This window comes from Mesorhizobium sp. WSM4846 (genome assembly GCF_055811415.1).
This window is the reverse complement of sequence record NZ_JBVVPZ010000006.1, coordinates 200,276-210,815: the sequence shown is the minus strand read 5'-3', so window position 1 is coordinate 210,815 and position 10,540 is coordinate 200,276. Positions and strand designations below refer to the sequence as shown.

The 10,540-nt window shown below is 60.0% G+C and carries 8 protein-coding genes and 4 pseudogenes; 7 read left to right on the top strand and 5 right to left on the bottom strand.

Annotated features, from left to right (window positions below; genetic code table 11):
- The 3 genes and pseudogenes from AC0L15_RS08510 to nifH all read right to left on the bottom strand — a co-directional run.
- On the bottom strand, positions 1–294 hold a 294-nt coding region (locus AC0L15_RS08510), incomplete at its 3' end, for a helix-turn-helix domain-containing protein (protein ID WP_473496208.1).
- Positions 282–367 (bottom strand): annotated as a pseudogene (locus AC0L15_RS08505) (IS6 family transposase); the annotation flags it as partial. The gene AC0L15_RS08510 and the pseudogene AC0L15_RS08505, both read right to left, overlap by 13 nt.
- Positions 368–680: 313 nt before the next feature.
- Positions 681–850, bottom strand: a pseudogene (gene nifH / locus AC0L15_RS08500) (nitrogenase reductase); the annotation flags it as partial.
- Between the two features lie 818 nt (positions 851–1,668).
- Here nifH and AC0L15_RS08495 point away from each other — a divergent pair.
- The 3 genes from AC0L15_RS08495 to AC0L15_RS08485 all read left to right on the top strand — a co-directional run bounded on the left by AC0L15_RS08495 (position 1,669) and on the right by AC0L15_RS08485 (position 4,025).
- Entirely contained in the window at positions 1,669–2,826 is a 1,158-nt protein-coding gene (locus tag AC0L15_RS08495; protein ID WP_473496207.1) for a mandelate racemase/muconate lactonizing enzyme family protein, read from the top strand.
- A gap of 526 nt (positions 2,827–3,352) precedes the next feature.
- Positions 3,353–3,769: a transposase gene (locus AC0L15_RS08490; protein ID WP_473496206.1), complete on the top strand. Its 417-nt coding sequence runs from the start codon at positions 3,353–3,355 to the stop codon at positions 3,767–3,769.
- Entirely contained in the window at positions 3,666–4,025 is a 360-nt protein-coding gene (locus AC0L15_RS08485; RefSeq protein ID WP_473496205.1) for a hypothetical protein, read from the top strand. The genes AC0L15_RS08490 and AC0L15_RS08485 overlap by 104 nt, the downstream gene beginning before the upstream one ends.
- Before the next feature lie 100 nt (positions 4,026–4,125).
- Here AC0L15_RS08485 and AC0L15_RS08480 read toward each other — a convergent pair whose 3' ends face one another.
- The gene (locus tag AC0L15_RS08480) at positions 4,126–4,800 is read right to left on the bottom strand and encodes a GntR family transcriptional regulator (RefSeq protein WP_473496204.1); all 675 of its coding nucleotides are present in this window, start codon (positions 4,798–4,800) and stop codon (positions 4,126–4,128) included.
- A gap of 108 nt (positions 4,801–4,908) precedes the next feature.
- Between AC0L15_RS08480 and AC0L15_RS08475 the strand changes: the two genes are divergently transcribed.
- The 4 genes and pseudogenes from AC0L15_RS08475 to AC0L15_RS08460 all read left to right on the top strand — a co-directional run.
- Positions 4,909–5,673 carry a LamB/YcsF family protein gene (locus AC0L15_RS08475; RefSeq protein ID WP_473496203.1) on the top strand — a complete coding sequence of 255 codons (765 nt, stop codon included), beginning with the start codon at positions 4,909–4,911 and terminating at the stop codon, positions 5,671–5,673.
- Positions 5,666–7,261 (top strand): 5-oxoprolinase subunit B/C family protein, encoded by a 1,596-nt coding sequence (locus AC0L15_RS08470; RefSeq protein ID WP_473496202.1) that lies wholly within the window; start codon positions 5,666–5,668, stop codon positions 7,259–7,261. Before AC0L15_RS08475 ends, AC0L15_RS08470 begins: the two co-directional genes overlap by 8 nt.
- Positions 7,258–8,967, top strand: coding sequence for an acetyl/propionyl/methylcrotonyl-CoA carboxylase subunit alpha (locus AC0L15_RS08465; protein ID WP_473496201.1), 1,710 nt, complete (start codon positions 7,258–7,260; stop codon positions 8,965–8,967). The genes AC0L15_RS08470 and AC0L15_RS08465 overlap by 4 nt, the downstream gene beginning before the upstream one ends.
- Before the next feature lie 53 nt (positions 8,968–9,020).
- Positions 9,021–9,870 (top strand): annotated as a pseudogene (locus AC0L15_RS08460) (urea carboxylase-associated family protein); the annotation flags it as partial.
- On the opposite strand, the pseudogene AC0L15_RS08455 reads toward AC0L15_RS08460, so the two are convergent.
- Positions 9,871–10,266 (bottom strand): annotated as a pseudogene (locus AC0L15_RS08455) (transposase family protein); the annotation flags it as partial. It abuts the pseudogene before it with no gap.
- Positions 10,267–10,540 lie beyond the last annotated feature (274 nt).

Sequence of the window (10,540 nt, the reverse complement as noted above, 5' to 3'; positions counted from 1 at the left end):
CTCGATTCTGGAAAACTCCTCAATCGAGTGCGCACGCACGCGCGTCAGCAGAGGCGTGAACTGTTTGGTAGAAAAGTCGGCGCCCAGAATTGCGTATTCGTAGCGAGGCGTCTTTTGCAGGATGCCCTCGCCTGCTCGAGTCACGACCAAGCGCCCTGCGGCGCCCTTCATGGTGGTGCTGCCGAAGAGTCCAATCACATCGACATCAAGTCCGGTGGCGAGACGCAGGATCGTGTCGTAGGTCGGCGAGACCTGCCCGTTTTCTATCTTTGATAGTGCAGAAAGCGGAAGCACGACCAGGCAGCATGGCTGATCACTTCCGCAGGGAAACGGTGGCGGGATAGCGAGGATGAGGGGTCGGGCTCATGCCTTCCCTATGCCCTCTGTAGGTCACTGCCGGGTTAACTTAACGATGCCGCCCATATTCCTTTGAAGCCGGCATGCCCCGGCGATCGCGGCCGATATACAATCATGCGCCAGACCATTGGAAAGGATGAGCTCGCGAAGGGTTGTCGATGATGTCGTAGCCGGCAAGACTTCGGTGATCATGGGAAATGAAATGACCTTGTTTCATTCATGCCTCCTTAACAAAAACCAAGGCCGAATCTGCGGCATTTCGGCGTTTGCAACGCAGATACCGCTTAAAACAGATTGAAGGGGCACGCCCTCGAGTGCGGGGCTTCCACGGAACGTTCCTCTGCCGCGAGGGGCAGGACCCGTATCCTGCGCCTTCGCGTTCAGGATCAGGCGGGTGGAGTCGGCTTTGGGGTTGCAGCCGACGTAGTGTGGGAGGTCGGGGACTTGCCGATGCCCTCTTCCCGTAGAATGCGATCTGACGCAGCCCTGACATGGTGGTGCTCTGCTTCCTTCGTTCCGTCGATAGCGGTGACCCGCGACAGGAGTGCCGGTCGGCAGCTGCCGCCGCCTCACACCGAAGGCCGCAAACCTCGTGCCAATTTGGCTGAGCGATCCGAAGACACAATTTTTTACATATTAATGGCTTCAATAAGAGTGCCGCAGGAATTCTGACCGAACACCACCGTGTCGCGGGCTCGACAAACCCGACAGCAGGTATCGGGTGCCCGGCGTTCCCAGCAGTGACGACAGGTTTCCTCCGCGTGCAAAGCGGAACTCACCCCTCACCCCTCATTCAACCGTGTTCCGCGTTATCCGATGTTCGACAATGTTGGACATACGACATAGCAGTATGAGAGCCATCATATTGTTTTGAAATAGTTTCTCCTTTGGCACGGTACTTGCGTGGTTATTCGCAAACGCGTCACGGACTGAGGAGAAATCGTCTCATAATCACGCTCACCGGAAACGCCGCCGCCGTGTGGACCGCGTTTTCCACCCAGCAATCGGCATCCCCTTCCGGGATAGCTGTTCGTGTTGACACGAGTAGATAGAATGAAGCGGTAACCGTTTGCATACGCCTTGCGGACTGACCGCTCGACGTGAAGCAAAACCTGCTTTCTCGAAGCTGTCCGAACAACGATGTTCTCTCGCCACGTACTCCGGTACCGAGTTCTTGAGAGAAGTTCTTGTTCCGACCCCAAGAACGGACAAGATTGCCGCACCATTCCAATCTACGATGATTGTGCAGCTATCTTCAGATGCAGTTTATCACTACGCAAGGTTGATCAAACACGCCCATTCGGAGGAAAAATGAAGATCGTCGCTATCGATTATTGGCAGTTGCCTTGCCGGTCGCTGAAGGAATCCTGGGACAGTGACGAGTCTGTTTGGCCAAGTGCGCCGCCTTCTTACATTGTCCGCATCACCAGCGAGGATGGGCTAATCGGCGTTGGAGAGGCAACCAGCCAGGTTTGGTACCTTGGTGAGACGAGTGCGCAAATGATAAGCTGCCTTCGTCTTTATGCAGGGGCATTGAAAGGTCATGACGCCAGCAATTTCGCTTTGGCTCATCTTCTTATGGAGCGAGTATACTCAGGTGGAATGCCGGGCGGTCGCACAGCGCGGGCTGCCGTGGATATGGCCTTGCATGATCTCGTTGGCAAGGCCTACGGCGTTTCCGTACATAAACTGCTCGGCGGGGCCTACCGGACGCGGCTAGATCTGCTCACAAATCTTTATCACAAGTCGCCAAATGAGATGGCTGATGCATGCCGCAGCTATGCAAAGAAAGGCTTTAAAGGGCTTAAGATAAAGGTCGGGGACACCATGCTGCATCACGGGTTCTCGCATGAACGTATGGCGTCCGAGCTAGCTTTTCTTGAAGCCGCGCTAGATGCCACCCCGTCAGATGTATATGTTGATGCGGACGCCAACCAGGGCTGGCGTAATGCCAAATGGACTGTAGCCAAATTAGAGAAGTACCGAGCCCATCACAATCTTTCTATGGAGCAACCACTGCACTATGCTGACATAGTGGGCGCGAAATTTGTTCGTGAACGGTCCCGCACGCCGCTGATACTTGACGAATCCGTGTGGTCTCCGGAGGCGATGATCAACATCATCGCTGAACAGGCGTGCGACCGGGTAGTTCTAAAGCTTAATCGTGTGGGGGGCTTTTACCCGGCAATCCAGATCATTGGCATGTGTACCGCCGCAGGTATCGGCGTCAGTGTGGATACCAATCCTTTTAACCTAGTGGGCGATACCGCCTCCGCTCATGTCGCAGCGGTCATAAAAGATCATTATCCTGTCGACTGCGAGGGTCATGTCACCTTTCTCACGCTCGGGCGTGATGACTTGTTATCTGGCGGCGTGACTTTCGATGGTGCCCAAGCTATCGTGCCTGAGGCTCCAGGCCTCGGCGTTGAGGTAAATTGGGATGCTGTCGAGCAACTGGATCCTGTGTGACGGCTTGATTGTCAACAGGTATTGACGCAGGAGTGCGAGCGTCACGATCGCAGCAAAGTTAACCGCGAGCTTCTCGTGCCGGGTGGCGCTGGATCGGCATCCTTTCAGCCACCCGACAGACAACTCGCTCAATGACGTTGCGCCTCCGGTATAGATCAGGATTCGAGCAGCCCTTGTCCATGTTGCCGCCGGTGCGAGGCGGGTATCGTGAGCCGAATATGACGTCGACTCAGACAGGCAAAGCACGGATCAATGTAGTGGCCGACGACGAAGCATACGAAAAGCGCCAACACGAACGGCCGCTGAGCTCCACGCGTACTGCGCGAGCGCGCCGGCTACTGTTCTAGTCTAGGTGGTGTGGACTCTCCAGATTCCCTTTTTGACCGTAGCATGATTCAAGCCTGCTTTTGGAGGCAGCCTTGGGTGTAATGGATCGGTTGATATTGAGTGACGGGGCGTGGGATAGGATGTCGCCGCTGATCATCCGGCGTCCTGATCAGAAGGGCTCGACGGCCGCGATAATCGGATGTTCGTCGAGGCGGTCCTATGGATTGTGCGAGCGGGCTCCCCCTGGCGCGATCTTCCCGATGTATTCGGCGATTGGAACAGCGTATTCCGCCGCTTCAGTCGATGGAGCAGCAAGGGTATCTGGTGGCGCATCTTCGAGGCCATGTCCGATGATCCGGACTTCGAATATCTAATCATCGATTCCACCATCGTCCGAGCCCACCAACATGCGGCTGGGGCCCCAAAAGGGGGTCTGAAATCAAGCCCTTGGTCGCTCCCGCGGCGGCTTGAGCACCAAGATACACATGGCCGTTCGCGGATTGGGGTGCCCTGTGCGGTTCACGCTTACTGCAGGGGAAAAGGGCGATGCGCCGCAAGCCGCAGCCTTGATCGAAGGACTGTCCGCCGACGTGGTCATGGCCGACACCGCCTATGACGCCGACTATTTACGCCAAGCCATCGCCGCCAAGAATGCGGTTTCTGTCGTCCCCAATAATCCATCGCGCTCGCTCAAATATCCGCTCGACAGGCACCTCTATGCCCCGGCGTCATCTCGTCGAGTGCTGCTTCTCCAAGCTCAAGCAGTTCCGCCGGGTCGCAACCCGCTTCGAGAAAACCGCCCGCAATTACCGCGCCGTTGTCACTCTCGCGGCTATTGTCTTTTGGTTGCAGTAACTGTCCACACGGCCTAGACCTCCGGTCGCACGCGGGCCCAGTCCGAATTCGCAGCGAAGTTCAGCACCAGCGCGCCTGCATGCTGGTCCGACAGGCCCTTCGAGTACGCTCGGACCACTAACCGGTAGCAATCTCAGCTTCTTCGCTTCTTCTGCGCTGGAGCGCAGCAAGCACCGCCCTTTCCGACTTGAGTAGATATGAGTCCAACTGCGAAACCGCGTCTGGAATTTCGCCGTCCTCAAGCGTGCGGACTAGCGACGCGTTCAGGTCGATGTAGGGCTCATGGAGGTGGAACGTATCCTCGAGCTGGCCGAAGACAAGCCGAAGTTCGGCAAGCACCAAGTCAAAGCAGGCGCTGAGACGAGGACTATCGCATAGTTCGACCATGGCGCGGTGGAACTCCATGTTGATCGTTCCGACCTGTCTCCAATCGCCGCCAAAGCTCACCTTCCGTCCTCGCTCGGCCAGCATTCGCATTCGTGCAAGAGCCGGATGCCCCCTGCTAGCACCTTGTACCGCCCCCTTTTGAATCACCGAACGCACGCGATAGACATCGATGATCGCCGCTTCGTCCGGAGCAACAACAAAGACCCCGCGATTGGGGATGTGTTTTAGCAGTCTTTGACTTGTGAGCAGTCGGAAGACCTCGCGAAGCGTATTGCGCGAAATCTTTAACCGGGCGGCAACCTGCTCCTCCGAAAGTTTTTGTCCCGGCGCGAACTGACCGGCGATGAGGAGCTCGCGTATTCGAGCTGCCACCGATTCAGCTAGCGATCGATCGACGGGTTCCATTGTCCCCACGTTTGCCATTCCGTTTCGCTGCCGTCAAGAATTCGGATTGTTGAACAATTTGATTCGTGCTAGTCAACAAAATAGCTCATCGGCTAAGCAGGCTACGCTATGGCACGTATCGACCTCAACAGTGATCTCGGTGAGGGCTTCGGCCCCTGGGCGATGGGGGACGATGTGTCAATGCTCTCCATTGTCACCAGCGCCAATATCGCCTGCGGCTTCCATGCCGGCGATCCAGTGGGCATCCTTGCTGTTCTGGCCGAAGCGGTGAGCCGTGGCGTTTCCGTCGGCGCGCATGTCGGCTATCGCGATCTCGTCGGCTTCGGCCGACGCAATATGGACCCGTCCAGCGCGGAACTGATCGGCGACACGATCTACCAGATCGGCGCTTTGCAAGGCCTCGCCAAGGCTGCCGGAACGACGGTGCGTTACGTCAAGCCGCATGGCGCGCTCTACAATACGATTGCGCAGGATGCCCGCCAGGCAGTCGATGTCATAGAAGCCATCAAAGCAGTCGATCCCTCGCTCGTCCTGATGGCGCTCTCGGGCGCACCGATTGTTGATCACGCTCGCACAGCAGGGCTCAAAGTCGTCTGCGAGGCCTTCGCCGACCGCGCCTACAATGCCGATGGCAGCCTCGTCAGTCGCCGGCTCGCGGGCGCCGTCATCCACGATCCGAAGGCGGTCGCGGAACGGATGCTGCGCATGGTTGTCGAGGGCCGCGTCACCGCCATCGATGGCACAGACATCAGGCTCGAAGCTCAGTCGATCTGCGTTCATGGCGACACGCCGGCCGCCGTCAACATCTCCCGCACGCTGCGCGATTCACTTCTTGGCCATGGCGTCGAGTTGAAGTCCTTTGCCCATGGCTGAGTGCCTGCGATTGCTTCCCGCCGGCGGTGATGCATTCTTGGTCGAGCTCGATGACCTCGCCACAACGCTGACGCTGCTCGACGGTCTGCTGACCCACTGGCCAGAGGGCACAGTCGATCTCGTGCCCGCCGCCCGTACCCTGCTTGTTCGCTTCGATCCTCTGCTTACGGACCGTGCAAAGCTCATCGACACCATATCCCGCATCGATCTTTCCGTACGTAGCAAGCGGAAGGGCGAGACCTTCGAGATTCCTGTCGTCTATGACGGCGAGGACCTCAACGAGGTCGCCGACATTCTCGGCTGGACGGTGGAGGACGTCACCCGCCGCCATACGGAAGCGACCTTCACCGTGGCGTTCACCGGGTTTGCGCCGGGATTCGCGTACATGACTTGCGACGATCCCGGGTTCGACGTGCCGCGCCGAAAGAGCCCGCGCGTGCGGATACCGGCAGGCTCCGTCGCTGTCGGCGGCAAATTCAGCGGCATCTATCCCTCCGACAGCCCGGGCGGATGGCAGCTCCTCGGCAGAACCCCTCTGAGGATATGGGACACCACCCGGACTCGCGCGGCGCTCCTGGCTCCCGGCGACCGCGTCCGCTTTTGCGACGTGGCAAAAGAGGCCTCCATTCCCCTTCTCGCACCACCGGAACAGAAGACGGAAGTTGTCCGCACGGCAGGCCTTCTCGTCACCCGCACCGACAGTCCGGCGCTCTACCAGGACCTGGGCCGCGCTGGCCGCGCAGACCAGGGAGTCGCGGAATCGGGCGCACTAGACAGATGGAGCCTCATCCAGGCAAACCTGTGTGTCGGCAATCGGCGCGAGGCTGCAGCAATCGAGGTCGCCTTCGGCGGCTTCGCGCTTAAGGCTGACCGCCCGGTAACGCTTGCGGTCGCGGGTGCGCCCGCGCCGCTTGCGATCCGGACCGAGGACGGCCGCAGTCTCTCAGCACCATTCGGCCGACCCTTCGCGCTCGATGCAGGGGATGAGTTGGTGCTTGGCCCCCCGCCCGAAGGCGTGCGCAGCTACCTGGCCCTGCGCGGCGGGTTCGATCTCGAAGCCATTCTCGGGTCGGCGGCAACCGACACGCTGGCGAAGGTTGGGCCTGCACCAATCATGGTGGGTGACATCTTGGTGCCGGCCAACGAACCCACCACTGCCGTCGATCCCTTCGAAACAACGCCCAAAAAATTGCCGAAGGCCGACGACACAGTAACGCTCGATGTCGTGCTCGGGCCCCGCACAAACTGGTTTACGCAACAGGCAGTCACAGCGCTCCTTGGTCAGGGCTGGCAGGTGACGGCGGAATCGAGCAGGGTCGGCATGCGACTTGCCGGCGCGCAGCCTCTCGAAAGGCGTGATGCAGCGGAGCTCCCTTCGGAGGGCACTGTACTCGGGGCGATCCAGGTGCCGCATAACGGCCAGCCGGTGCTCTTCCTCGCCGACCATCCGCTAACCGGGGGGTACCCGGTGATCGGCGTTGTCGCTCGCCACCATATTGACCTCGCGGGCCAGATTCCCATTGGCGCGAACATCCGTTTCAACGCCATCGCTGCCTTCGACCCGCTTATCAGGAAAACCTACCGATGAAGAAGCTCCTGATCGCCAATCGCGGCGAAATCGCAATCCGTATCGCCCGCGCCGCGCGCGACTACGGCGTAGCCTCGGTCGCGATCTATTCCGATGCCGATGCCAATTCGCTCCATACCGAACTTGCCGACGACGCCTATGGTCTCGGACCTGGCCGTCCACCCGACACCTACCTGGACATCAAAAAGATCCTCGACATCGCTCGCCGGACCGGAGCAGATGCCGTCCATCCCGGCTACGGCTTCCTGTCGGAGCGCCCGGAGTTTGCGCAAGCGGTCATCGAGGCCGGCTTCATCTGGGTCGGTCCGGCGCCGCATATCATCACCGCTCTGGGCGACAAAGTCGAAGCCAGGCGCATCGCAGCCAAGGTTGGGGCGCCGCTGGTCAAGGGTTCGGACGGGCCCCTTGCCTCGGCCGCGGAAACCGTCGCGTTCGCTAGGGGAGTGGGCTTGCCGCTTGCCATCAAGGCTGCATTCGGAGGCGGCGGGCGCGGTATGAAGGTCGCACGCAAGCTCGAAGAAGTCGGCGAACTCTTCGATTCGGCCGTGCGCGAGGCGATGGAGGCCTTCGGCCGCGGCGAATGTTATGCCGAGCAGTTCCTCGACAGGCCTCGCCATATTGAGGCGCAGGTCGTCGCCGACAGCCACGGAAACACGGTCGTACTCGGCACGCGCGACTGTTCGCTCCAACGCCGCAACCAGAAGCTCGTTGAGGAGGCCCCCGCTCCGTTCATCTCCGAGGAGCAGCGCGCCAGTATTCATGATGCCGCCCGAGCGATTTGCGCGGAGGCCGGCTATACAGGCGCGGGTACCGTCGAGTTCCTGCTGTCGGAGAACGGCGTCATCTCCTTCCTCGAAGTCAACACGCGGCTTCAAGTGGAACATCCGGTGACCGAGGAAACAACGGGCGTCGACATCGTCATCGAGCAGTTGCGCATCGCCGACGGCCTGCCACTCTCGATCAAAGAAACGCCCACGCCCCGCGGTCATGCCTTCGAGTTCCGCATCAATGCCGAGGATCCCGGCCGCGGCTTCCTGCCGACGCCGGGGCTGATCACTCTTTTTCGCGCTCCTTCCGGCCCCGGGATTCGACTCGATGCTGGCGTCGAGACCGGCTCTGAAATCCCCGGTCTTTATGATTCCATGATGGCAAAGCTGATCGTCACCGGCGCGACGCGAGAGGAGGCGCTGATCCGCGCCCGCCGGGCGCTCTCCGAGTTCCGGGTCGAGGGTGTCGCCTCGGTGCTGCCTTTCCACCGCGCTGTGGTGCAAAACCCCGACTTCACCGGCGAGCATGGATTCCGGGTCTATACCAACTGGATCGAGACAGCATTTCGCGGCATCGATCCTGTACCGCGCGTCGACCCTATCCAGGGCGGTCTGTTGCGCAGCTTCATCGAGATCGACGGCAAACGTCATACACTTGGCCTACCAGCCGCGCTGTTTTCCGGCCTTTCCGCACCGCGGCCGTCTGAAGTCGCCACCGCAGCGGCAAGTGATGGAGCAGTGCCGGCTCCGATCCCCGGGACCCTGCAGCAATGGCTTGTGGAGGACGGGGCGGAAGTCGCCCATGGTGAAGCACTGGCGCTCCTCGAGGCGATGAAGATGGAAACACGTATTCTCGCCCCAAAGGCGGGTCGCATCCACCTCAAGGTTGAAGCTGGCAAGGCGGTCGGCCTCGGCGCAGTGCTGGCCACGATAGAATGATGATGACGTACAAAACGGCGGCTCCCGGCGAGAGCAAACGACGGAGAAACTACATGAAGCCCATTCCGACGACTTCGGCCCCCGCAGATGCCGCTGCCCGCAAGGAAATCAAGCCGGTGATCTGCTACCCGATCGATAGCTTACCGCAGCCTGATCTTTCGACCTATCGCGCGCTGCGCGACGATCTGAAACTCGTCGAGACAGTCATTGTGCCGCCGCGGGATGCGGCGACATGGACAGTGCCGACTGGCCACTTCTGCCGGATTGTTTGCAGAAGGGTCGCAGGTTGGCGACCTCAATCTATTCAACCTGAACAACCTCGATGAGAAGTTCTACAGCGGAAAGAACCGGGCGTTGAACGGCACCCATGTTGGTCTCGGGGACCAGCTCTTTTCCAGCTTCCCCTATCTCCGCCCAATCGCCACCGTTACCCACGACACGCTGGACTGGTTCGGCTTCGACGAATTCGGCGGCGCGGTGCACGACGTCATCGGCACGCGCTGCGATCCCTACACGCACAATCTTCTGTGCCATGGTGGCCAGTACCATCATTGCTGCCACTCCAACCTTACCCGCGCGTTGGCGCGAAAGACCGGTCTGCCGCTTCGCGAAGCCGAGACCTATGTACATGATGTGCTGAATGTCTTCATGTGCACCGGCTTCACCAGGGACACGAGCAGTATTTTATGAAGGCAAGCCCGGTACGGCCTGGTGACTATCTGGAGTTCTTCGCCGAGATCGACCTTCTCGGCTGCATGTCCGCTTGTCTGGGCGGCGTGTTCATCTGAACATTCCTCCGATGAGGCAGCCTGCTACCCAATGGTCGTCAAAATCTTCAAGGCCAAGCGCCTGCCCGAAGGTTGGGCGCCGCCGGCCACCAACGGGTACGAAGGCGCTCACGGCAATCGGATAGCTCTTGAACTTCTTCTTTGCCGGCTTGTTGCCCTCAATGTCCGGCAGGCGGCTGATGCCGTGACGTTGAAGACAACGATGCAGTGACGTGCGCGTCAGGTGCGGGATCGTCGGTTGTAGGGCATAGAGGCAGTCATCGAGTGGCAACAGAGTGTAGCGCCGGAAGGCGACGATGACGGCCTCCTCCTCGGGCGAGAGAACCGTCGATGCGCGGCTCTTTGGCCCTGTCGGCAGATCGGCCACCGGGGTTCGCTCCCGCCATTTGGCGACAGTCTTCTGGTTAATCCCGTAGCGTTTGGCCAGCGCTCTCAGGCTCTCTTGACCATGCTGTATCGCTCGACGGACCGCCTCTGTCGTCCAGGCGCTCCCATGAAGAACCTGGCCCATAGTGCCTCCTTCGATTCGGAGGACAAGGATGCCCCATCAAAGCCTGGGATCAAACACCTAGCGCGGTGGCTTCGTCTGCTGGATTCTTCCCTGTTGAAACAGGGATCGTGTGCTCATGCCCGCAACCCGGTCGACGAGGCTTCGACGATGCAATCTATGGTGGAAGAGCGGACATCTTCGAGGGCAGTGGCTACGCGGAGCACGCCGCAGCGGCGCGGCGTCTCGTCGCCGCGCGCGCTCTCGGTAAGCCCACCATCGCTGATGCGCCCGCCGC

Bases quoted from the DNA above. Each gene is read 5' to 3' on its own strand.
- AC0L15_RS08480 (WP_473496204.1), bottom strand. From the start codon at position 4,800: ATGGAACCCGTCGATCGATCGCTAGCTGAATCGGTGGCAGCTCGAATA.
- AC0L15_RS08470 (WP_473496202.1), top strand. From the start codon at position 5,666: ATGGCTGAGTGCCTGCGATTGCTTCCCGCCGGCGGTGATGCATTCTTG.
- AC0L15_RS08475 (WP_473496203.1), top strand. From the start codon at position 4,909: ATGGCACGTATCGACCTCAACAGTGATCTCGGTGAGGGCTTCGGCCCC.
- AC0L15_RS08465 (WP_473496201.1), top strand. From the start codon at position 7,258: ATGAAGAAGCTCCTGATCGCCAATCGCGGCGAAATCGCAATCCGTATC.
- AC0L15_RS08490 (WP_473496206.1), top strand. From the start codon at position 3,353: ATGTTCGTCGAGGCGGTCCTATGGATTGTGCGAGCGGGCTCCCCCTGG.
- AC0L15_RS08495 (WP_473496207.1), top strand. From the start codon at position 1,669: ATGAAGATCGTCGCTATCGATTATTGGCAGTTGCCTTGCCGGTCGCTG.